The 22,003-nt window shown below is 39.2% G+C and carries 20 protein-coding genes, 4 tRNA genes and 2 pseudogenes; 17 read left to right on the forward strand and 9 right to left on the reverse strand.

From position 1 onward, the window contains the following. The first annotated feature begins 145 nt into the window (after window positions 1-145). The 3 genes from lipA (at window position 146) to FTV09_RS10245 (ending at window position 4,697) form a co-directional block, all read left to right on the forward strand. The gene (gene lipA / locus FTV09_RS10235) at window positions 146-1,159 is read left to right on the forward strand and encodes a lipoyl synthase (RefSeq protein ID WP_067765864.1); all 1,014 of its coding nucleotides are present in this window, start codon (window positions 146-148) and stop codon (window positions 1,157-1,159) included. 422 nt (window positions 1,160-1,581) lie between these two features. Then, window positions 1,582-4,125, forward strand: coding sequence for an acyl-CoA dehydrogenase (locus FTV09_RS10240; RefSeq protein WP_180058257.1), 2,544 nt, complete (start codon window positions 1,582-1,584; stop codon window positions 4,123-4,125). Window positions 4,126-4,310: 185 nt separating this feature from the next. Further along, the gene (locus FTV09_RS10245; protein ID WP_180058258.1) at window positions 4,311-4,697 is read left to right on the forward strand and encodes a carboxymuconolactone decarboxylase family protein; all 387 of its coding nucleotides are present in this window, start codon (window positions 4,311-4,313) and stop codon (window positions 4,695-4,697) included. A 310-nt stretch (window positions 4,698-5,007) separates the two neighbouring features. Here FTV09_RS10245 and FTV09_RS10250 read toward each other — a convergent pair whose 3' ends face one another. Together FTV09_RS10250 and FTV09_RS10255 are read right to left on the reverse strand one after the other, a co-directional pair. Beyond that, window positions 5,008-5,265, reverse strand: a complete 258-nt coding sequence (locus FTV09_RS10250) for a hypothetical protein (RefSeq protein ID WP_067765872.1) — start codon at window positions 5,263-5,265, stop codon at window positions 5,008-5,010. A gap of 141 nt (window positions 5,266-5,406) precedes the next feature. Then, entirely contained in the window at window positions 5,407-6,585 is a 1,179-nt protein-coding gene (locus FTV09_RS10255) for a S1C family serine protease (protein WP_067765875.1), read from the reverse strand. 172 nt (window positions 6,586-6,757) lie between these two features. Here FTV09_RS10255 and FTV09_RS10260 point away from each other — a divergent pair, with 172 nt between their 5' ends. The 7 genes from FTV09_RS10260 (at window position 6,758) to FTV09_RS10290 (ending at window position 9,955) form a co-directional block, all read left to right on the forward strand. Continuing rightward, window positions 6,758-7,516 (forward strand): Nif3-like dinuclear metal center hexameric protein, encoded by a 759-nt coding sequence (locus FTV09_RS10260; protein ID WP_180058259.1) that lies wholly within the window; start codon window positions 6,758-6,760, stop codon window positions 7,514-7,516. A gap of 156 nt (window positions 7,517-7,672) precedes the next feature. Next, the gene (locus FTV09_RS10265) at window positions 7,673-8,299 is read left to right on the forward strand and encodes a superoxide dismutase (protein WP_067766299.1); all 627 of its coding nucleotides are present in this window, start codon (window positions 7,673-7,675) and stop codon (window positions 8,297-8,299) included. 303 nt (window positions 8,300-8,602) lie between these two features. After that, window positions 8,603-8,678: transfer RNA gene (locus FTV09_RS10270), tRNA-Asn, on the forward strand. Window positions 8,679-8,683: 5 nt separating this feature from the next. Further along, window positions 8,684-8,759 (forward strand) — tRNA-Asn (locus FTV09_RS10275). Window positions 8,760-9,010: 251 nt separating this feature from the next. Next, window positions 9,011-9,086 (forward strand) — tRNA-Asn (locus FTV09_RS10280). Window positions 9,087-9,376: 290 nt separating this feature from the next. Further along, window positions 9,377-9,452: transfer RNA gene (locus FTV09_RS10285), tRNA-Asn, on the forward strand. A gap of 101 nt (window positions 9,453-9,553) precedes the next feature. After that, window positions 9,554-9,955 (forward strand): DUF2726 domain-containing protein, encoded by a 402-nt coding sequence (locus FTV09_RS10290; RefSeq protein WP_180058260.1) that lies wholly within the window; start codon window positions 9,554-9,556, stop codon window positions 9,953-9,955. 83 nt (window positions 9,956-10,038) lie between these two features. Here FTV09_RS10290 and FTV09_RS10295 read toward each other — a convergent pair whose 3' ends face one another. The 4 genes from FTV09_RS10295 to FTV09_RS10310 form a co-directional block, all read right to left on the reverse strand. Then, the gene (locus tag FTV09_RS10295) at window positions 10,039-10,299 is read right to left on the reverse strand and encodes a hypothetical protein (protein WP_180058261.1); all 261 of its coding nucleotides are present in this window, start codon (window positions 10,297-10,299) and stop codon (window positions 10,039-10,041) included. Window positions 10,300-10,468: 169 nt separating this feature from the next. Next, complete coding sequence (locus tag FTV09_RS10300) at window positions 10,469-11,719, reverse strand: S9 family peptidase (RefSeq protein ID WP_180058262.1); 1,251 nt, start codon at window positions 11,717-11,719, stop codon at window positions 10,469-10,471. Window positions 11,720-11,838: 119 nt separating this feature from the next. Continuing rightward, window positions 11,839-12,720, reverse strand: coding sequence for a 4-hydroxybenzoate octaprenyltransferase (gene ubiA, locus FTV09_RS10305; RefSeq protein WP_180058263.1), 882 nt, complete (start codon window positions 12,718-12,720; stop codon window positions 11,839-11,841). Between the two features lie 18 nt (window positions 12,721-12,738). Then, a complete protein-coding gene (locus FTV09_RS10310) occupies window positions 12,739-13,230 on the reverse strand; it encodes a chorismate lyase (RefSeq protein ID WP_067765894.1) in 492 nt (163 codons plus the stop codon). A 188-nt stretch (window positions 13,231-13,418) separates the two neighbouring features. Between FTV09_RS10310 and FTV09_RS10315 the strand changes: the two are divergent. Beyond that, window positions 13,419-14,344 (forward strand): annotated as a pseudogene (locus FTV09_RS10315) (polysaccharide deacetylase family protein). 16 nt (window positions 14,345-14,360) lie between these two features. Here the strand turns inward: FTV09_RS10315 and FTV09_RS10320 are convergent. Then, entirely contained in the window at window positions 14,361-14,636 is a 276-nt protein-coding gene (locus FTV09_RS10320) for a hypothetical protein (protein ID WP_067765900.1), read from the reverse strand. 89 nt (window positions 14,637-14,725) lie between these two features. Next, a complete protein-coding gene (gene glnA / locus FTV09_RS10325) occupies window positions 14,726-16,141 on the reverse strand; it encodes a type I glutamate--ammonia ligase (protein ID WP_171256695.1) in 1,416 nt (471 codons plus the stop codon). 886 nt (window positions 16,142-17,027) lie between these two features. On the opposite strand from glnA, the gene FTV09_RS10330 reads away from it, so the two are divergent. The 6 genes from FTV09_RS10330 (at window position 17,028) to folE (ending at window position 21,805) form a co-directional block, all read left to right on the forward strand. Beyond that, window positions 17,028-17,612 carry an aminodeoxychorismate/anthranilate synthase component II gene (locus tag FTV09_RS10330; RefSeq protein WP_067765905.1) on the forward strand — a complete coding sequence of 195 codons (585 nt, stop codon included), beginning with the start codon at window positions 17,028-17,030 and terminating at the stop codon, window positions 17,610-17,612. A gap of 17 nt (window positions 17,613-17,629) precedes the next feature. Beyond that, window positions 17,630-18,676: an anthranilate phosphoribosyltransferase gene (gene trpD, locus FTV09_RS10335; protein ID WP_067765907.1), complete on the forward strand. Its 1,047-nt coding sequence runs from the start codon at window positions 17,630-17,632 to the stop codon at window positions 18,674-18,676. A gap of 16 nt (window positions 18,677-18,692) precedes the next feature. Then, complete coding sequence (gene trpC / locus FTV09_RS10340; protein ID WP_180058264.1) at window positions 18,693-19,499, forward strand: indole-3-glycerol phosphate synthase TrpC; 807 nt, start codon at window positions 18,693-18,695, stop codon at window positions 19,497-19,499. 142 nt (window positions 19,500-19,641) lie between these two features. Continuing rightward, window positions 19,642-20,310, forward strand: coding sequence for an HAD family hydrolase (locus tag FTV09_RS10345; protein WP_180058265.1), 669 nt, complete (start codon window positions 19,642-19,644; stop codon window positions 20,308-20,310). 161 nt (window positions 20,311-20,471) lie between these two features. Further along, a complete protein-coding gene (locus FTV09_RS10350; RefSeq protein ID WP_180058266.1) occupies window positions 20,472-21,161 on the forward strand; it encodes a Smr/MutS family protein in 690 nt (229 codons plus the stop codon). Between the two features lie 95 nt (window positions 21,162-21,256). Beyond that, window positions 21,257-21,805 carry a GTP cyclohydrolase I FolE gene (gene folE / locus FTV09_RS10355; protein ID WP_171256699.1) on the forward strand — a complete coding sequence of 183 codons (549 nt, stop codon included), beginning with the start codon at window positions 21,257-21,259 and terminating at the stop codon, window positions 21,803-21,805. A 98-nt stretch (window positions 21,806-21,903) separates the two neighbouring features. Here the strand turns inward: folE and FTV09_RS10360 are convergent. Further along, window positions 21,904-22,003 (reverse strand): annotated as a pseudogene (locus tag FTV09_RS10360) (IS1 family transposase); the annotation flags it as partial.

The following is a 22,003-nucleotide window of genomic DNA, read 5'->3' on the forward strand; positions in this document are numbered from 1 at the left end:
TTTGGATATTTAGCTCACATATATTATGTGATAACAACATTTATTATATGAATATCGTTTTCCCCCTATTTAGGCATAAGTCCGCTATAATAACTCAGCTATTTTTTTGAATATCTCCTCGTCAAAAACAGTGGAAAAGTTGAATATGTCTGAGAACCGTAAACCTGAACAGGGTGTTAAACTTCGTGGCGCAGAAAAAGTCGCTCGCATACCCGTGAAGGTCATTCCAACGGTTGAAACGCCTCGCAAACCTGACTGGATTCGGGTCAAAATGGCTGCTCCTGATGAAGTTCAACGCATCAAAACAACTTTACGCGCACAAAAATTACATACCGTGTGTGAAGAAGCGGCTTGCCCGAACTTACCAGAATGCTTTGGTGGCGGTACTGCAACCTTTATGATTATGGGTGACATCTGTACACGTCGCTGCCCATTCTGCGATGTTGCACATGGTCGTCCAAATGCACTTGATCCTGATGAACCACGTCATATGGCAGAAACCATTGCCAATTTAGGTCTTAAATATGCAGTGATCACCTCTGTAGACCGTGATGACCTCATTGATGGCGGTGCACAACACTTTGTTGACTGTATTAAAGAAGCACGTGATTTAAGTCCAAAAACGTTATTGGAAATCTTAGTTCCCGACTTTCGCGGTCGTATGGATGTTGCACTGCGTATCATGACAGAATGCCCGCCTGACGTGTTTAACCATAACATTGAGACTGTACCTCGTTTGTATAAAGCGATGCGTCCGGGTTCTGATTATCAACATTCTTTAAATTTATTAAAAATGTTTAAAGAATACTGCCCTGATGTTCCAACCAAGTGTGGTTTGATGGTTGGTATCGGTGAAACTGAAGAAGAAGTTATTGCGCTTCTTGATGATTTACATGCACATGGCGTGGATTATGTGACTATTGGTCAATATTTACAGCCTTCTAAAGAACATGCACCGATCGATCGTTTCGTAACGCCTGAAGAATTTGACCGTTATACTGCTCATGGTCAAAAACTTGGTTTCCGTAATATTTGGGCTGCACCAATGGTACGTTCAAGTTACTTTGCAGACCGTCAGTACTACGGTGAACCTGTACCAGCGGTACGTCGTAAAACAGATCCTGCTAAAAAAATTGCTGTTCAAACGATTGAAGCTTAATTCGTTTACAGCATAAAAAAATCCCTCAAACTTGAGGGATTTTTTTATGCTCATTTCATTAATGTGTTTATTGCAAAATTACACTCGTCTTACATTTATCCCACAGTCCACAATTTACATTGATTAAATTTCACTCTATTTTTAAATATATTGAATTATCAATACTATGCCGATTGTTCATTTTGATCATGAGGTTTAAAACATTAAAACCTTGTACTTCATTTTAAAAATATTGAACAAAAAATACATATAAGGATGAAGCTGTGTTGGGTGCTGTATTACCGCCTTACTATTAATTTCCACCCAGCTCCCTATACATAGCCCAGCCTTTGAAACTGTTTTGCAGCACGCGGATATTGCATTTATAAATTTATTTAGTGCTCATCCAAGTAAAGTATATACAGACAACTGGAGGGTAAGCAATGTATTTCATCATCAGTCTATTCATTCTGATTTTGAGCCTTTGGGCAGTTTTCTTTTTTAGCCTGTCGCGTGTTACAGGCGCAATTTCACTCATTGTTTTATCAATTTTAATTGCCTTAGTTAGCCCGTGGTCATTAATACTCGGTCTTCCACTTATCCTCATTAGTCTTGTTGTACTGGTTGAACCTTTACGCATGGCATTAATTTCTAAACCCGCCTATAAAGTGCTTGCTAACGCCATGCCAAGCATGAGTAGTACCGAACGTGAAGCACTCGACTCTGGTACCAGTTGGTGGGAAAAAGAGCTATTTATGGGTGCACCCAATTGGGAAACCTTTAATGACTACCCTTACCCAAAACTCTCAAATGAAGAGCAAGCTTTCTTAGATAATGAAGTTGAACAGCTATGTAGCATGCTAAATGAATGGGAAATTTATCATCAACATAAAGAGCTACCAGAACATGTTTGGCAATTCATCAAATCCAATGGCTTCTTGGGCTTAATTATTCCTAAAGAGTATGGAGGTCGTGAATTTAGCTCCTTCGCGCAAAGTCGCATCATGAGTAAAATTGCCTCACGCTCACTGACAACAGCCGTGAGCTGTATGGTGCCTAACTCACTCGGTCCTGGTGAATTATTATTATACTACGGAACGGACGCACAGAAAGACCGCTACCTACCCGGTCTTGCTAGAGGTGAAGAAATCCCCTGCTTTGGCCTTACTAGTCCTGAAGCAGGCTCTGATGCGGGCGCTATTCCAGATACCGGCGTGGTGTGTTATGGGGAATTTGAGGGACAGCAAGTGCTTGGCCTCAACATGAATTTCTCTAAACGTTGGATCACTCTCGCCCCCATTGCCACTGTGGTTGGTCTGGCTTTTAAAATGTACGATCCAGATGGTTTACTTGGTGATACCAACAAAAAAGAATACGGTATTACTTGTGCACTTTTACCTGCATCACACACGGGTGTAAAAGTTGGCGCACGACATAATCCAGGCTCCCCTTTTATGAATGGTACTGTCGATGGCGAAAATGTCTTTATTCCATTGGACTGGATTATCGGTGGTGTAAAAAATGCCGGCAAAGGCTGGCGTATGCTGATGGAATGCCTTGCTGTGGGCCGTGGTATTTCACTTCCCGCCTTATCTACAGCCGCAGGTGAGATGGCGTACTTAAATGTCGGTGCATTTTCTCGCGTGCGTCAGCAGTTTAAAATTTCTGTCGGTAAGTTCGAAGGCGTTCAAGAAGCCACCAGTGATATTGCTAGTGATGCTTATATGCTTGAAGCATTCCGCTATTTGGTCACGTGTGGACTAAATCAAGGTGGTAAACCTGCGGTTATGACGGCGATGGCAAAATATTACGCCACAGAAACCATGCGTAAAGTGGTCAATCACGGGATGGATGTTGTGGGTGGTCGTGCAATTCAAATGGGGCCACGTAATTTCTTAGCACTGAATTATCAAGCCATTCCAGTATCAATTACAGTTGAAGGTGCCAATATTCTGAGTCGATCTTTAATGATATTTGGACAAGGTTCGATGCGTTGTCATCCGTATTTATTTGAAGAACTACAACTCCTACAAGCCGAAGATAAAGATACAGCGCTAAAAACCTTTAATGACATGCTGTTTAAGCATTTGGGCTATACCTTTAACCGAACCGCTCGCTCATTTGCCTATGGTTTTACTGGAGGCTCTAGCGATGCTCCGCAAAGTGCAACGGAATTTAGCTTGCCCTATTACAAAATCATCAACCGTTTAAGTGCAAATTTTGCCTTAACTGCAGACATGTGTTTAGGACTTTTGGCTGGTGATATTAAACGTAAAGAAATGCTTTCTGGCCGCCTTGCTGATATTCACGCCCATCTGTTTATTGCGACCGCCATTTTAAAATACTTTGAACACAGTAAAAAAACGTCTGCAGAAGAATTACATGCACGTTTAGCCGTAGAAAAAGCGTTATTTAATGCACAAGAAGCTTTTTATGGCTTATTTGCCAACTTCCCGATGCGTATGGCAGCAGGTGTGATCAAAGTTATATGCTTCCCATTTGGACGTCCATTAGATGCGCCTAAAGACAAACTTAAAAGACAAGTTGCAGACAGTATGATGGAGGACAACGCTTTCCGTCAGGAACTGAAAAAGCATGTGTATTACTCAACTCTGCCTGATGATGTAACAGGTCGTATGGAATCCACATTCTTGATGCTACTTGAGATTGAGCCATTATGGGATCGTTTTAAAAAAGCCGAATCCAAAGGAATGTTTTCTGGCTTGAGTTTTGAAGAACATATTCAAGATGCCCTACAACAAGGTTTTATTAATACACAGGAAGCAGAACAATTGACTTGCTATAACGCCAAACGTTTTGACAGCATGCTAACGGATGTGTTCGATATGAAGCTTGATCAAGTCTTACCTTTACATAATCCACACTTAAAGCAAAATCAATCTGAGCTAGACCAGGAAATGCATAGTGAAACTAATCCAAACGCTCAGGACAACAAACAAGAACCTGAAGCATTTTTAAGGTTTTAATTTATTAAAGTCTTCATTTTTGTCGCAATTAAATTCATCTTGAAAAGCGCTGCTCAGGCAGCGCTTCATCTTTATTTAAATGCAATTGAACAGGACACCATTTAGACCTTTGACCAATAGTATATCTATCAAGCAGGCGTACCCTTAGGCTTGATGATAAAACAACACTTTGAGGGTCATTAAAAATGTCACAACATGACTATGAAAATGGTTTAAAAGTTCGCACTGAAGTCATGGGCGAACACTTTGTAAAACGTGCACAAGACAATACGGTACCATTCACACAGCCACTACAAGATTGGATCAATGAACATGCATGGGGTTCAACATGGCAACGTGAAGGGGTTTTACCACGCAAATACCGTTCTTTAATTACAATTGCTTTTCTCGTAGCGCAAAAGAGTCCAACTGAACTGAAAGGCCATGTCCGAGGCGCATTGAATAACGGTGCAAGTGTAGAAGAAATTCAGGAAGTTTTGTTGCATAGTCTCCCCTACTGTGGTGCACCAGCTACTCAAGAAGCATTTCGCGCCGCACTTGAAGTTATTAATGACTATCAGAAAATTGAATAAATGTTCACTGAGCATTTCAAATAAAAAACCGCAGTTTATGCGGTTTTTTATTCCTTTTTAACCCATTTTTATTCAGTCAGCACATGAAAGTACTATTGTAGAACCGTAATTTGCGGTTGCCAAAATGCTCCATGCCCACCTATACCCGATGAAAGCACCACATATGCCGCTTGAGAGTCAGACTGGCATGAATAAAGCTGATAGGACATCATATATCTTGAATGTCGTAAATTATTTATGCCATTCAGCAAAAAATATGCCGTTAAAATATATGCTTTAAATATATAACTGGTTGATAAACTGTAATCCCTTAAGGCCAATACACATTAAAATTATAAAAAAACTCATTCACTTCAAAGCGAACTTGATAACCCAATTCAGTTAATTCTGCTGATAAACTCCGGATTTCTTCTAAAGGTAGATGCTTTGGTAACACGGTAAATACTGCTGTATTGCCTTGCTTAGCATTATCTTCAATCAACAAAGCTAACCTCGCCTTGTATAAAGAAATATCCAAATTGGCTTGGCTCGAGAGTACTTTGGCATGTTCTGCAGGTAAAAAACTCATCTTCTTATACGCTTATGTCATTCTTGTTAAACTTAAAGTAAGCCAATTCATCAAGACAATACATTGCATTTTTTGTAAATTGAATTCCGGACCAATTATTTTATGACCAAAAAAAATCCCTCATGTTGAGGGATTTTTTCTTTATCGAGGCAATGGAATATATTGCGAATCACTATTTTGATTTTGTAACTTTCTCTCGCCAACCTGCACAGGCAATGTCATTGCTTTCCCATCACGTTCAAGGTCAATTTGCATTGTGCTTAATGGTGCTTGCTGAGCGACGTAGTTAATCAAATGCGATGTTGATGTAATCAACTCATTATTCACTTTTATGATTTTATCGCCACGTTTTAAACCAGCTTTAGCTGCAGGCCCATCACGAATTACATCAGCAACAACTACACCATTTACACGCGGATCTAAAATATTTTCTTGCTGGATTGGCAGCAAACTAATTCCCAACCAACCACGTACCACACGTCCATCTTTGAGAATAGAGTTAAGTACTTGCTGACACACTTTGGCTGGAATGGCGAAACCAATTCCAAGTGAACCACCTGATTGTGAGAAAATTGCGGTATTTACACCAATTAAATTCCCCGCAACATCAATCAATGCGCCACCTGAATTACCAGGGTTAATCGCGGCATCAGTTTGGATGAAGTCCTCATAGGTATTAATACCCAAATCAGAACGACCTGTTGCTGAAATAATCCCTTGTGTAACCGTCTGACCTACACCAAATGGATTACCAATAGCTAGTACTACATCACCCACTTCATTACCACTAAGCTTAAATGGCAAGACAGGTAATTGATCCATCTCAATTTTAATCACAGCCAAATCAGTATCTGGGTCTGTCCCAACGACTCTAGCTTCTGCTCTACGACCATCATGTAACGCAACAACAATCTGTTCTGCCTGTGCAATCACATGATTATTAGTCAAGATATAACCATCAGGGCGTACAATGACACCTGAACCAAGACTATTTTCATTTTGATTACTTTGATCAGGGATTTGATTGCCAAAAAATTCGCGATAGACAGGATCATTTAACAATGGATGATCAAGCTGTTTTACTTTTTGCGTCGTAAAAATATTAACCACTGCTGGTGCTGCAACTTTTACTGCCGCACTATATGACACAACTCCACCTGTACGCGTAGTATTGATTAAGGGTTCAACCTTTTCAGCAGGCATTTTTACCCCATCTGGTGCGACAGGTGCTTTAGGCTTTTGAATCTGTTGCCAAGTCAAAAAACCAATTATCACCAGTATCAATAACACCCAAGGTAACCATGTAAAGGTCCGGCGCACTTCTTTATCCTCTAAAAGTTTTATAATTCATTGATGACTAAATAATTTATACAGTATTGTAATGTAATATTTTCGACAAACTTAAAAATAAACACAGAGATTTGTGATTCTTTAGTTACAATTTAAATAATGTTTAATTTTGACCTATTGTATTTTAGATTTTGAGAAAAATATGGCTCAGTTAAGTGAAATTATTCAGTGGTGTGATACCACTTTAAAAGCACATGAATTTAAAGATTATGCACCCAATGGCTTACAAATTGAAGGTCGCCATGAAGTGAAAAAAATTTTATGCGCTGTAACAGCCTCACAAAGTGCTATTGAAGCTGCCATTTCCGCTGGTGCAGATCTATTATTGGTCCACCATGGCTATTTTTGGAAAGGCGAAGCGTATCCAATTACAGGCATGCGTGGTAGACGGATTAAAAGCCTCATCCAAAATGATATTTCGTTAGTGGGTTATCATTTGCCATTAGATAGCCATCCGACACTCGGTAATAATGCAGCAATTGCAGATATACTTGAACTTGAAAAATTTGAAGCACTAGATCCAACTGAGCGTAATCCAATTGGTAATATTGGCTATTTAAAAAATGCTATGACACCTGAAGCATTTAAAGCGTATGTGTCAGAACGTTTAGGCTTTGATGCGCTCCATTTACCTGCACAGAAAAATACGATTCAAAAAGTCGGCTTCTGTACCGGTGGCGCTCAAGACTATATTGCTAAAGCAGCTGCTCTTGACTGCGATGCCTATATCTCAGGTGAAGTGAGTGAGCGTACTTTTTACGAAGCTGAAGAATTAAATGTGCATTATTATGCATGTGGACACCACGCAACAGAAAGATATGGCGTGCAACGACTCGCAAAAGCTATTTCAGAACAGTTCAATATTGAGTATAGTTATTTCGAATTAAACAACCCGATTTAATTTAAATCGTCTTGGTCTTTGACTCTGCCCTTATACGTATATTTTCAGGCTTTATTCTGTATTGTTATTTATAAGCAATGCGCATTTTAATGCAAGAATCTATTACAATAACGGCACTTAATGTCAAAACCCAGCAAAATGCAAGGAATTGAAAACATGACAACGATTACTTTACCAGCGTTACCTTACGGTTACGAAGATCTTGCTCCGCACATCAGCAAAGAAACTTTAGAATACCATCATGACAAACACCACAACACTTATGTGGTTAACCTGAACAACCTAATTAAAGGCACTGACCTTGAAGGTAAAACTTTAGAAGAAATCATCACTGCTGTTGCTGGCGATGCTTCTAAAGCAGGCGTATTCAACAACGCGGCTCAAGTTTGGAACCACACTTTCTACTGGAACTGTATGGCTAAAAACGGCGGCGGTAAAGCAACTGGTGCTTTAGCTGCTAAAATCGACGAAGCTTTCGGTTCTTATGAAAAATTCGCTGAAGAATTTGCTGCAGCTGCAACAACTCAATTCGGTTCAGGTTGGGCTTGGTTAGTTGCTGACGAAGTAAACGGTAACCTTTCTATCCTTAAAACTTCTAACGCCGACACTCCACTTGCTCACGGTAAAGTTGCTGTGTTGACTATCGATGTTTGGGAACACGCTTACTACATCGACTTCCGTAACGCTCGTCCTAAATACATCTCTACTTTCTTAGAAAGCCTAGTGAACTGGGACTATGCTAACGCTAAATATGCAGGTCAAGCTGCTGGCGTTGAAAAATAAGTTTTAAAACTTATTTGAAAGTCTGAAAAATCACCCTTTCTGGGTGATTTTTTATGCATGCAGAAAACAAACAAAATACTGTTTTTAATTTTTATACGCTTGCCTCAGTCATTTCTTACTTAATGATCACATCCGAAAAAATATGTTCTTTTGATTCTGCCGAATAATTCAGCGCTCAAAATCAAAGAATAATCAATATATAAACAAATATTTAGAGTTTGACTAATATTGAAACATTTAACGTAATTTTCTTATAAATATGCTTGACCACATTTATATTCATCCCTAGAATGCGCATCAGATTCTCCAATAGCTCAGTCGGTAGAGCGACGGACTGTTAATCCGCAGGTCCCTGGTTCGAGCCCAGGTTGGAGAGCCATCTATTCTTCCATAGCTCAGTTGGTAGAGCGACGGACTGTTAATCCGCAGGTCCCTGGTTCGAGCCCAGGTGGAAGAGCCAGATTCTAAAAACCCACTCATTATGAAGTGGGTTTTTTATTGCTTTCACTTTCGCTATTTATATAGGTCATTCACTATATTTAAGTTTAATAAAAAGAGTTTAAATTCCTCAAATAAAAGTCAACCAGACTAGATTACACAGCACATTTTCAATATTCAGCCTATTTTTAAGCCATTTAATTTAACTTTTTCAATTATTTCTAGAAACATCCTTGACCCTTCTACAATTGCTCTCTAAAATGCGTCTCAGATTCTCCAATAGCTCAGTCGGTAGAGCGACGGACTGTTAATCCGCAGGTCCCTGGTTCGAGCCCAGGTTGGAGAGCCAAATACTAAAAAGCCCACGCATTATGACGTGGGCTTTTTTTTGTTCCAACTTCCAGTATTTACTTTAAAAATTACCTAACCCTTCCCTATTAGAAACGGCCAATCTGATGATTCCATCCTGCTTGATTTAAAACTCACCTCAATGAATTACCTGAATTGCTCTCTAAATCTGTTACTGAATATACAATTCTTTGAAACATGTTTATTTTTAGCGCAGTCAACATTAAAAGTGGCATTTTTTACAATTGTTGCTTGACCTGACTGCATTTGGCTCATAGAATGCGTGCAGATTCTCCAATAGCTCAGTCGGTAGAGCGACGGACTGTTAATCCGCAGGTCCCTGGTTCGAGCCCAGGTTGGAGAGCCAAATACTAAAAAGCCCACGCATTATGACGTGGGCTTTTTTCTTATGTGAAGTAACATTGCGTGTTAGATTTAAGTCAGTTTATTTTTTTCGTGATTGGCTGCATGGCAACTCTTGCCCTCGGCTGCTTAATATTTCCCAAATTATTTTTACGCAAGCAAAAATTCTTTGCCAAGCGTGTCATCACACCATTTGAAAGTAAAATGTTTCATCGCTTAAATGAAGCATTTCCTGAATATTATGTGTTAGCACAAGTGGCTTTTAGTGCCCTCATTACCAATCAAAATTATAAAATTCGCAACCGCTTTAACCGCAAAGTAACCGACTTTGTCATTTTAGATAAAACCTATAATGTACTTGTCATTATTGAACTCGATGATCCCAGCCATATTGGTAAAGAAAAAGAAGATGCTGACCGCGATGAAATGCTTGAGGAAGCCGGTTATCGAGTCCTGCGCTATACCAGTATTCCAAGTGCCCATACACTAAGACAAGACATCAAATAAAGTACCCTCAAGCTATAAATAAAGAAACCAGTAAAACATTACTGTTTTTTTTATTTTGGTGTATTCATTAATTTACATTGAAATTATTGAGCATCAGCCGCTTGAGATGCCAATACTTCTGAGACTGCTTGATCGGCTTCGGCTACCAAGGCCGCATCTTCAGCTTCACGCGCTTTGATTCTCTCAATCATTTCAGCTTGTTGTTGCTTATATTTTTCCTGATTTTTTGCATCACTATTTACCGCTAGAAAAGCCATGCTGACCAAAAATATTGGTATGAGCAACCCCAATGCCATCAGGATTATCATCTTTTTAGTGTTAGGTTTTGGCTTCACTTCAGACATAGTATTCAATTCGATCAACTTAAATTTCGCACACAATATAGCAAAGATTGAAATTCTCTCAAGTCTTGCACCAGTTATTACGCTCTACAAAATTCATAAAGAAAAGCCCAAGCAGTTGCTCAGGTTTTTATTTTGTCATTTTCGCTTATTCGAGCGTCGATATTCATTGCTATTTTGATGCTGGCATATGTTCTTTAATAAATGCGACCAACATAGCATTACGTTGTACAATTGCCTGTGTATGAGTTGCTCCCGGCACCAATTCAAAAGTTACATCCGTCTTCAAATTAGTTTTTAAATTATCCGCCAGTGCTTGTGTTACCTGATACGGCACAGCAGTATCCAACTCGCCTTGAATAATTAAAACAGGTTTATCAATATGACGTGTTGCTGGCTGATTCACGGTTAAAAACTTAGCAATCGTAGAATTGCTTAAGAAATCTTCTGTTAGACCTGGATAGTCAGCAGCTGTTTTACCTGCATTATTTGCAACATAATTATTAATGTCATTTTCAAATTCTTTCATTAATGGATCAAGACATAGACCATTTTCACCTGTAGTTCCTTCAGCTTTGGCAACCCATGGTTGTGAGCGCTGCTCAAAAATCGAATTGTAGTCAAAACGTGGTTCATAAGCCTTAATGCCGACCGCCACATAAGCTGCATAAGCAAGAAGTTCAGAATAAACTTTTGCTGCTGTACCTTTAGCAACACCACTACCTTGAATATTTTCAGCAGCGGCTAACCTTGCAATCGCTGTAGGTGCAATTTCCGAAATAATGTAGCCCAAACTTGATGCAGGAGCACCTGCAACAGCACCTTTATAACGGCTGTTTCCATTTTCAAACTCAGCTGTACCTAAAGATGCATGTCCACCCTGAGACTGGCCTACAGACATCCAATCTCCTTGCATCTTATTACCTAAATGTTGCTGTAATGCTTTCACTGCATATTGAGCAGACTTTGCAGCACTTTCTAAGTTTAGATAAGGATGAATCCCCTGCGTGCCCAATCCTTCATAGTCAGGCGCCAATACTACATAACCTTCTTTTAACAAACTCTCTGCCATGGCTTTAAAACGTGGGTTCAATGCATTTAAGCTTGGCGCACAACTATCTCCACTTCCAACTGTGCCATGCTCCCAAACTACTACCCGCCATCCATCTGCTGGCATTGGAGTACTTGGATAAAATACCATCGCAGTCGCTTTAGCACGTTTATTTAACACATTTTGCATGTTATAGCTCATAACACGAACTTGGCTAACATAGTCTATTGTATCTTGCTGATAAGCCTTATCTGAAAGGTAATATTGATTAAAACTAAACTCGGAATGATCATCATTTCCGCCACAGGCTGATAGCAATAAGACAGATGAACATAAAACCGCTAATAAACTTTTCTTAAGATTTTTTTGCATGATTTAATTCCTTTATTCTTATTCCATTAATCTCGACCGAGATACAATCCAATTAAGCATAAAAAAAAGCGCTCGGATAGAGCGCTTTGTTTCAATTTATAATTATCGGATTAACAACACTATAAATTCTCTGCAGCCACGATTCCCACAAAAATCATTACACCCACCCAACGGTTATGTAAAAAGGTTTTAAAGCAGCGCATTGGAACTCTATCTTTGGTTTGTGTCCATTGGTAAATAAAGTCAACAGCTACAGCAAGCAATGCAATTAAACCGAATGGGAAAAATAAGTTTTCAATATATAAGGCAGAGCCAATTAATAACAGACTGACAACTTGAAGTAATGAAATGATTTCAATATCAAAACGACCAAATAATATAGCAGTCGATTTCACTCCAATTTTTAGATCATATTCACGATCTGTGATCGCATATTGAGTGTCATATGCCACCGTCCAGGCCAAATTACCAAAGTAGAGCAACCAACACGTTAAGTCTGGTGTTTGCCCTACTGCGGTATAGGCCATAGGGATTGACCATGAAAATGCAGCCCCCAAAAATACTTGTGGTAAATGCGTATAGCGCTTCATAAACGGATAGATAAACGCTAAAAACAAGGCACCAAACGACCAATAGAAGGTTTCAATCGGCAAGAAAAATAACGTGCATGCACTTGCAAGTACTAAAATAAGGAAAACATAAATAGCTTCTTTAGCGCTAATTACGCCTGTCGCTAGAGGACGAGTTTTGGTTCGTTCAACTGCGCCATCAACTTTACGATCTGCAAAATCGTTAATTGCACAACCTGCTGCCCGCATACAAATTGTACCGATAATCATTGGTATTAGAATCGCGAGAGATGGCATTCCTTGATTGGCAATCCAAAGTGCCCACATGGTGGGCCAAAAAACCAACTCTGTGCCAATTGGCTTATCAAAACGACACAAATAATAATATGCTTCTAAGCGTTCACGCCAAGTAATTTGCTGTACCGTTGCCATGCCTGTCCTTATCCAATCTTATTTAGGCTGCTGAATGTATTGTTCAAACGCAGGTAAAAATGTCTCTTGAACAATGAATTTACAGCCATGCCAAGTATAACAGCTCTGACGTGTCCAACCATCGTCAAGCCATAGTACTCGTCGCTCACATGCAGGATTTGTACGCTGAAATAAAAACCAGCCAATCGGCTTCGTACCAATATGTTTAAAAATTCGCGCGCGCTGATTTAAACTTAAAATAGGAAATATGGATTTTGCTTTTACCCAAGGCTGTTTTTGATTGCCATAAAGATAACTTTCACGAACCCATGAGGTATGCTGAATAGGCATTTTCATCCACTGCGCATCACGTCGATTTAAACGCTGATAATGTTCTTTTAAAGGCTCAACTTGAAATGTTCCACCTGCTAAATCTGTCAATTGCTGTGTCAAAGACCCCGAAGCATAGAGCCAAAGTTTTAAAGCTTCTGGTATCTGTTGTTGTAATTGAAGTTTCGCTGCGGTCTGCATAACCCTTGCCTTTATAAAACCAACATTATCAATGCATTTATGCATCAAGTTGATTATACACAGGCCCTTGCCTTTTGACGGGCAGATTTACAGCCATTTATGTTAATGTAAGAGAACCACTTAGTTAAATTCAAAAACCCTAAACTAAAATCATCAACCTTATTCATGACAACACAAATATTTTAATAATGACAAAGAATCAGACAACACTTAAACAATCTCTAAAAAATTTACTCAGTCTAGTGAGCTTATTTACCTTATGCACAATGACCCAAGCCAAAGAGCTCGCACTTAGTTTTGATGATGGAGTTAATCCACAGCAAAACTCTAAAGCAGTCCAAATTAATCAACAGATTTTAGATCAACTTGCAGAACATCAAATTAAATCAATTGTATTTCCAAGCCTCGTTAAATTTGGTGACTATCAAGGCAAACAACTGATTGCGAATTGGGGGAAAGCGGGACATCTGATTGGTAATCATAGTGCATTACATCAAAACCTAAATAAACCTGATACCACCACGCAAGCGTATATTCAAAGCATTCAGGATGCTGACCTTATAATACACTACCTCGATACAAACGTATTTATCGCTATCCTTTCTTAAAAGAAGGCGAAACCGTCGAAAAACGTGACGCAGTATATCAATGGCTTAAAAACAACCAATACGCATTGGGCGGTGTCAGCATTGATGCTAGCGATTGGTTTTATAATCGTAAATATTTGCAATATGCCACACTAGCCGACACAGAAAAATTACTGCGCTTAAAACAAGCTTATATTTGGCATTTATTAAACCGTGCAGAATATTATGATCAGCTCGCAGTCCAAACCCTACAACGCTCACCAAAACATGTCTTACTGCTACACGTAAATCAAATTAATGCAGCCTTTTTATCGGATGTTGTCACGGCATTTAAACAGCATGGTTGGACATTTATCCCTACTGAACAAGCATTTGGTGAGCCAATTTATTCATTGCAAAGTCTTAACATCCCAGCTGGTGAAAGTGTAATTTGGTCGCTTGCTAAAACTCAAGGAAAGGAATTACGCTACCCTGCTGAAGATGCGCCTTATGAAATCGAAAATTTAAAACAATACCAATTAGATTAGGTCTTCAAGTTCTGCTTTAGGCATTATCCGTCTTGGCAATCACTTCATATTTACCTTGAGGCGTTTTTATCAAAACCAATCCCTCAGCACTGATATAAAAGCATTTTGGATAATTGAAATCGAGAGCAAGTTCTGGATTTTTCAATGCTACAAATTCCGCTTGCTTATACCCTTCTAGCGTGCGCCCTACTTCAATGTAGGTCACTTCAGAGAAGTTTAATTTAAAGCCTTTAGTATGGTCTTGCGGATCAATCCACGGGAAAAAACCAGTGTGCTTTTTACGTTGTGCCATACATCGCTACTTTTTAGAAAAACAATATATTGATAATACAAAAAAACCCGCACAAGGCGGGTTTTTTTACAGTGAAATTCAGAGTTGAATTACAAGCTGTAGTACATGTCGAATTCAACTGGGTGAGTAGTCGTGTTAAGACGACGTACTTCTTCAGTTTTAAGCTCGATATACGCTTCAAGCATTTCTTTAGTGAACACACCACCTTTAAGTAGGTAGTCATGATCAGCTGCAAGAGCTTCAAGCGCCATGTCTAGGCTATGCGCCACTGTAGGGATTTTTGCTTCTTCTTCAGGAGGAAGATCGTACAAGTTCTTATCAGCAGCTTCACCTGGGTGAATTTTGTTTTGGATACCGTCAAGACCAGCCATCAACAATGCAGCGAAACCTAAGTACGGGTTCATCATTGGATCTGGGAAACGTGCTTCAATACGTTTGCCTTTAGGGCTAGAAACGTAAGGGATACGGATAGAAGCTGAACGGTTACGTGCTGAGTAAGCAAGCATAATCGGCGCTTCAAAGTGTGGTACTAAACGCTTGTACGAGTTAGTCGATGGGTTAGTGATCGCGTTCAATGAACGAGCATGTTTGATCACACCACCGATGAAGTACAATGCCATTTCTGAAAGGCCTGCATATTCATCACCAGCGAACAAGTTCTTGCCATCTTTAGAGATAGACATATGAACGTGCATACCAGAACCGTTATCACCAACCATTGGTTTAGGCATGAAAGTCGCAGTTTTAGCATATTGGTGCGCAACGTTCCAAACAGCATATTTAAACTGTTGAACTTCATCCGCTTTACGAACCATCGTATTGAAGCTAACACCAATTTCAAGCTGGCAAGATGCAACTTCGTGGTGATGTACTTCTACACGGCCTGGGCCCATGATGTCTTCAATTTTTGCACACATTTCTGCACGCATATCTTGTGAAGAATCAACAGGTGGTACTGGGAAGTAACCGCCTTTAACACGTGGACGGTGACCTGAGTTACCAGCTTCGTAATCTTTACCTGTAGACCAAGCAGCTTCTTCAGCGATCAATGTGTGGCGAGCGCCAGACATGTCGATGTCCCATTTCACTTCGTCAAATACGAAGAACTCTGGTTCTGGACCGAAGAATGCAGTATCACCGATACCAGTTGATTTTAGATACTCTTCTGCACGGCGAGCGATCGAGCGAGGGTCACGTTCATAACCTTGGCCAGTAGATGGTTCGATTACGTCACACGTTACCACTACAGTCGGTTCAGCAAAGAACGGATCAAGGAAGCAAGTTTCAGCATCTGGGCGAAGGATCATGTCAGACGCTTCGATACCTTTCCAACCAGCGATTGACGAACCGTCAAACATTTTGCCGTCTTCAAACGTATCTTCGTCAATTGTATCTGCTGGGTAAGTTACGTGCTGCTCTTTACCCTTAGTGTCCGTGAAACGAAAATCGACCCATTTTGCGCCACTTTCTTGGATGAGTTGAAGGACCTTGTTCGCCATGCTCATTTTGCTCCGATGATTTTTTTGTGCACACTCAAGTGCGTGTTAGTAGTTGGTAGTTATTAAGCAATTACCGTACCAACTTTAAAAAGCAAAGTTAAAATATTGAATTCCTTATCAGAATAGAAGATTTACACCCCTCACTTTGAGGCTATTATACTGTGTGTAACAGTAAATGCACCATATTCAACCACTCTTCATCGCATTTGTTTAAAAAGAATATGCCGATGTATCAAAATGGTGCGCACCATTTTGATGCTTGTTTGTTTTGAGTGAAAATACAAATTTGTAAAGTAAAACACTTTATTTTTTGATACTTATTCTCAATAAATGCTAATTCTTATATAAACTAGTTACTTAATAGATTTATCACATGTAATTAATCAATTTAAGCGACTATAAAAGATCCTAATTGAGCAAAAATATATGGAATAAATGCTTATTTAAAACCCCCAATAGCCCTATTTATCGCATCTTCATTCATTAAGTTCAGTTAAAAAATATGCTCCATTTTGGTGATTTTGCTTCAAAACAACACATCTTTTATCATAAGTATTAGACATTCTTTTAGTTAGTTACTTACTTTATTTTTTATATTTTATTTCTATATGTTTAAAATTCACACTTGTACTCTATTTTCACTTTAATTCAGCCAGCTAATTTTCCTATCCTTTGCATTCACAATAAGACACAAACACAATGTTCAAAGCAGCTCTGAGAAATTGTTCAGCAGAAAATGTATATTTTTTGCTATGATTGCAGAACTTCTAAATTTTTAGCTATTTAGCATGCCTAAATAACAGCATCATTTAGGTTGATGTAAAAAATTTAGAAGCTATTCGGACTTACTAAAGCACAGTTAAGTGCATAAATTTCAAAGGTTAAAACGCTCATGCTTTTGATGATCGACAACTATGACTCTTTTACCTACAACATCGTTCAATATTTTGGCGAGTTAAATCAGGAAGTAAAAGTAGTACGTAATGATGCCGTGACATTGGAAGATATCGAACGATGGCAACCGAAGTATTTAGTCATTGGCCCTGGCCCTTGCTCACCTTCTGAGGCAGGCATTTCTATTCCTGCAATTCAGCATTTCGCTGGCAAAATTCCTTTACTTGGTGTTTGTCTTGGACATCAAGCCATTGGGCAAGCATTTGGTGGTGAGATTATTCGCGCTAAAAAAGTGATGCATGGTCGTTTATCAGACATGTATCACAGCGATAAAGGTATTTTCAGCAACCTCCCTTCTCCATTCGCAGCAACACGCTATCATTCTTTAGTGATAGATCAAGCAACTCTGCCAGAATGCTTAGAAGTCACTTGCTGGACCAATGAAGATGACGGCTCTATAGAAGAAATCATGGGTGTAAAACATAAGACATTGCCTGTTGAAGGCGTGCAGTTTCACCCTGAATCCATTTTGAGTCAGCATGGTCATCAAATCTTTAAAAACTTCTTAGAAATTTACGCGTAATTCGGTGCGAAACAATTATGAATATTCAACAAGCTTTAAATAACATCACTAAAAATATTGAGCTTACTCAACCACAAATGGAAGAGGTGATGCGCACGATTATGCAAGGTGAAGCAAGCCCTGCACAAATTGGCGCATTAATGATGGGCTTACGTTTAAAAGGCGAAAGTATTGACGAAATTACGGCCGCTGCACGTGTGATGCGTGAGTTTGCGATTAAAATTGATGTCAGTGATCTGCCACATTTGGTGGATATTGTCGGTACAGGTGGCGATGGCCAAAACTTATTTAACGTTTCAACTGCGTCAAGTTTTGTCGTTGCTGCTGCGGGTGCAACCATTGCTAAACATGGTGGCCGTGGCGTGTCTTCAAAATCAGGTTCCTCTGATCTGCTTGAACAAGCCGGCATTAATCTCGACCTAAGCATGGAACAAACAGAACGCTGCATCCGTGAAATGGGGGTCGGTTTCTTGTTTGCGCCAAATCATCATAAAGCAATGAAATATGCTGCTGGCCCACGTAAGGAACTCGGTTTCCGTAGCATTTTCAACTTACTTGGCCCGCTTACGAATCCGGCTGGAGTAAAACGCTTTGTCATTGGTGTGTTTTCAAATGAGTTATGTCGCCCTATGGCTGAAGTGTTGAAACAACTCGGTGCTGAACATGTCATGGTGGTTCATTCGCGTGATGGTTTAGATGAAATTAGCCTTGCCTCAGCAACTTATGTGGCTGAACTTAAAGATGGTGAAATCACAGAATGGGAAATTCAACCTGAAAATGTTGATATTGAATCGCAAACTTTAACCGGTTTGTCTGTCGATAGCTCAGCAGAAAGTTTGACACTAATTAAAGATGCTCTAGGCAAGAAAAAATCAGCACTCGGTGAAAAAGCGGCAAATATGATTGCGCTGAATGCAGGCGCAGGCATTTATGTTTCAGGTTTAACCAAAAGCTATAAACAAGGTGTTGCATTAGCACATGACATTATCTATGGCGGTCAAGCCTTAGAAAAAATGGGCATTTTGTCTGAATTTACTAAAACTTTAAAAGAATACGAAGCTTAAGATTAGGACACAGATCATGGTAGATATCGCAAATACAATTTTGGGTAAAATTGTAGACCGTAAACAAGAAGAATTTGCTGCCCGTCTTAAGCAACGCAGTTATAAAGATGTTGAAGAACTTGCTCAAGCAGCAACACCTCTACGTGGCTTTGCTGAAAGCCTCCGTTCAAAACGTCCTGGTGTCATTGCTGAGATTAAAAAGGCATCTCCGTCTAAAGGCATTATTCGTGAAAACTTCAACCCTGCTGAAATTGCACAGCAATATCAAGACGCAGGTGCGGCATGTTTATCTGTATTAACTGATGTCGATTTTTTCCAAGGTGCTGATGAAAACATTCAGATCGCACGTTCGCACTGTGACTTGCCAGCCCTGCGCAAAGACTTTTTGATTGACCCTTATGGTGTGATTGAAGCACGTGCATTACATGCTGACTGTATTCTTTTAATTGTGGCTTGTTTGTCAGATCAGCAATTGGAAGAAATGTCTAAAACAGCTTTTGAGCATAACTTAGATGTATTGGTTGAAGTGCATGATGAAGATGAGCTGGAACGTGCTTTAAAACTTTCAGATCATTGCTTGTTGGGTGTGAATAACCGTAATTTAAAAACATTTGATGTGGATTTAAATACATCTTTACGTTTGAAAAAGTTACTTGAGCCTTCTCGCCTACTTGTAACAGAAAGCGGTATTGCAACACCTACTGATGTCGCAATGATGCAGGAACATGACATTCATGCCTTCTTGGTAGGTGAAAGTTTTATGAAACAACCTCGCCCTGATCAAGCTTTTAAAGAGTTGTTTGGTACGCCAAAGACTGTTTAAACTTCGATAAAGTTCAGGGTGATGTTTCGCCCTGAACTTATTTCATTCTAAATATAAAATATTCATCAACATCTAATTACAATATCAAAAGCCAAAATCATAAATACTTGATGCTCGTTTACTGTTCGTTATAATCCATAGCATGAAAAAAGTTCTGCTTTTTGATTTAGATCAAACCATTTTAAATCGAGATGTATCACTACAAAGATTTCTGAATTGGCAGATTAATTTCTTGCAACTTATTCCACAGAGTTCTAAACAAAAATTTATACAGCGATTTATTGAGCTTGATGATCACGGACGCGTTTGGAAAGATCAGGTTTATCATCAATTATGCAATGAATTTTACATCACAAAATATACTGTAAATGAACTGCTCGCCATTTATATTAGTGATTTTAATGAATTTTCTGTTGCTTTCGAGCATGCAGAAATCACTATTAAACAATTATACCAAAATGGATATAAATTAGGATTGATATCCAATGGTCGAACACCCTTTCAAGAGCATAATTTTTACGCTTTAGGACTAAGTGAATATTTTTCTGGGATTTTTGTATCTGAAGCTCTACAGATGAGAAAGCCTCAACCTGAAATTTTTCTCTACGTCTGCACACAGTTTGATTGTAATCCATCAGATTGTATTTTTATTGGAGACAATCCAATTGCAGATATTGCCGGTACAAAAAATGTAGGAATGCGCACGATCTTTTTCAATTCAAATAACCAACAAAATTGCTTTATCGCTGACGAACAAATTCAACATTTTTACGATTTAGAGACTGCCATACACCGTATCGAGACTAATTAACCCACATTTTTTAACAGATCTAATAACCAACTGTTCACTTATACAAATTCAATTTTATTTATTCGCTATTTATAAAATGCATTGAATCCATTTCAGTTCAAATTATGGCTATTTCAAGCTATAATTTATCTACATTTTTGCCGTTTTTTTATTGTTTAAATATGAGCAAACACGATTCTTCGCTCTCTAAAGATCAATTCAATTTATTGAAAGCCTTTAAAAAGCAAATCACGAATCCACATTCTACTGCCCTAGCGAAGCATGTTGAGCCAAAAGCCAAAACTGTTGAGCAAGAGCAGGAAGAAGACTTCGCGCTTTTCCAAAAGCAAATGCAAGGTGTTCAAAAAATGAATGCAGGCAATATTGCAAAAATAGATAAAGTTGGCCGTAAGAAACCCGATGCGCAAACGTTGGCTAAACGAGCTGCGGCTATAGGTCCAATGGAAACTGATGATGCTTTGTTGTCAGATACCCAAGCAATGCTCAACCCTGTGGCGAGCCAAGCGGCTTTAAGCTATCGCATTGCAACTTTGCAGCACAAAGTTTTTGAAGATTTAAAAGCTGGTAATCTACGTTGGTTTGAAGCGGTCGACCTACATGGTTGTACAGTGGAAGAAGCCCGTTCTGCCGTGCTGCAAATTATTCAAATGGCCAAAGAAGAAAATCAAAATGTGATTAAAATTGTGCATGGTAAAGGCCCTGAAGCAATTCTAAAAACCTATGTGAATAGTTGGCTTCGTCAACACCGTGATGTTTTAGCTTTTGTCAGTGCACCTGAAAAACAAGGTGGCACAGGAGCTGTTCTAGTTCTGCTCAAACGTGCAGAAAAGAACCCACAGTTCAAACAGTAATCGGAATTTACCCCAAAAGAAGGCATTGTAATAGTTTTCTGCTACAATGCCGACCTTGTTCAATCTCTCAGTGTAAGTGAACACGTCTTATGTCTATGCAGCAATCCTACGCAAATATCCTAACTGCCGTTGGTGAGGATCTAAATCGCCCAGGTCTTAAAGATACGCCTATGCGTGCTGCTAAAGCTTTTTCGTATCTAACTTCAGGCTATACACAAACGCTTGAAGAAGTGACTAACAATGCGGTTTTCCCATCCGATAACCGTGAAATGGTCTTAGTTAAAAATATCGAATTCTATTCTTTATGTGAGCACCATCTTCTCCCATTCTATGGTCGTGTCCATATTGCTTATCTTCCAGAAGGTAATGTTTTAGGCTTGTCTAAATTTGCACGCATCACGGAAATGTTTGCACGTCGCTTACAAATTCAGGAAAACCTCACTCAGCAGATTGCTGAAGCAGTGTCTGAAGTCACTGGTGCGCGCGGTGTTGCGGTTGTGATTGATTCAGCTCACATGTGTATGATGATGCGCGGTGTTGGTAAACAAGAGTCTACGACACGTACTGTTTCTTTTGTCGGTGACTTTAAAACCAATAAAGAAGAACGTCGTGAATTTTTAAGTGCAGTTCCAGAAAGCTATTAATTCTGCGACATAAAAAGGCCTCAATCTATTGAGGCTTTTTTGTGCGTGATTAAATATGCTGTAATTTTTTAGGTGGTGTTTCAAAAAGTATGCTGACATTAAATGAAACCATTATTGATGTAAAAAAAGGTTAAGTCGAAGGCTTTAAAATGGTTTTCAATCTTTTTGGAGAAATTACAACTCTTTCTAAAACCGCGC

It is taken from the genome of Acinetobacter sp. YH12227 (assembly GCF_013417785.1).
Taxonomy (GTDB): Bacteria; Pseudomonadota; Gammaproteobacteria; order Pseudomonadales; family Moraxellaceae; genus Acinetobacter; species Acinetobacter gandensis.

Excerpts from the sequence above, each read along its gene's own strand:
- folE (WP_171256699.1), top strand. The coding sequence starts at position 21,257 with ATGCAGCAATCCTACGCAAATATCCTAACTGCCGTTGGTGAGGATCTA.
- ubiA (WP_180058263.1), bottom strand. The coding sequence starts at position 12,720 with ATGGCAACGGTACAGCAAATTACTTGGCGTGAACGCTTAGAAGCATAT.
- trpC (WP_180058264.1), top strand. The coding sequence starts at position 18,693 with ATGGTAGATATCGCAAATACAATTTTGGGTAAAATTGTAGACCGTAAA.
- lipA (WP_067765864.1), top strand. The coding sequence starts at position 146 with ATGTCTGAGAACCGTAAACCTGAACAGGGTGTTAAACTTCGTGGCGCA.
- FTV09_RS10320 (WP_067765900.1), bottom strand. The coding sequence starts at position 14,636 with ATGGCACAACGTAAAAAGCACACTGGTTTTTTCCCGTGGATTGATCCG.
- FTV09_RS10260 (WP_180058259.1), top strand. The coding sequence starts at position 6,758 with ATGGCTCAGTTAAGTGAAATTATTCAGTGGTGTGATACCACTTTAAAA.
- FTV09_RS10265 (WP_067766299.1), top strand. The coding sequence starts at position 7,673 with ATGACAACGATTACTTTACCAGCGTTACCTTACGGTTACGAAGATCTT.
- FTV09_RS10350 (WP_180058266.1), top strand. The coding sequence starts at position 20,472 with ATGAGCAAACACGATTCTTCGCTCTCTAAAGATCAATTCAATTTATTG.
- FTV09_RS10290 (WP_180058260.1), top strand. The coding sequence starts at position 9,554 with ATGGCAACTCTTGCCCTCGGCTGCTTAATATTTCCCAAATTATTTTTA.
- FTV09_RS10250 (WP_067765872.1), bottom strand. The coding sequence starts at position 5,265 with ATGAGTTTTTTACCTGCAGAACATGCCAAAGTACTCTCGAGCCAAGCC.
- FTV09_RS10240 (WP_180058257.1), top strand. The coding sequence starts at position 1,582 with ATGTATTTCATCATCAGTCTATTCATTCTGATTTTGAGCCTTTGGGCA.
- trpD (WP_067765907.1), top strand. The coding sequence starts at position 17,630 with ATGAATATTCAACAAGCTTTAAATAACATCACTAAAAATATTGAGCTT.
- FTV09_RS10345 (WP_180058265.1), top strand. The coding sequence starts at position 19,642 with ATGAAAAAAGTTCTGCTTTTTGATTTAGATCAAACCATTTTAAATCGA.
- glnA (WP_171256695.1), bottom strand. The coding sequence starts at position 16,141 with ATGAGCATGGCGAACAAGGTCCTTCAACTCATCCAAGAAAGTGGCGCA.
- FTV09_RS10300 (WP_180058262.1), bottom strand. The coding sequence starts at position 11,719 with ATGCAAAAAAATCTTAAGAAAAGTTTATTAGCGGTTTTATGTTCATCT.
- FTV09_RS10310 (WP_067765894.1), bottom strand. The coding sequence starts at position 13,230 with ATGCAGACCGCAGCGAAACTTCAATTACAACAACAGATACCAGAAGCT.
- FTV09_RS10245 (WP_180058258.1), top strand. The coding sequence starts at position 4,311 with ATGTCACAACATGACTATGAAAATGGTTTAAAAGTTCGCACTGAAGTC.
- FTV09_RS10330 (WP_067765905.1), top strand. The coding sequence starts at position 17,028 with ATGCTTTTGATGATCGACAACTATGACTCTTTTACCTACAACATCGTT.
- FTV09_RS10295 (WP_180058261.1), bottom strand. The coding sequence starts at position 10,299 with ATGTCTGAAGTGAAGCCAAAACCTAACACTAAAAAGATGATAATCCTG.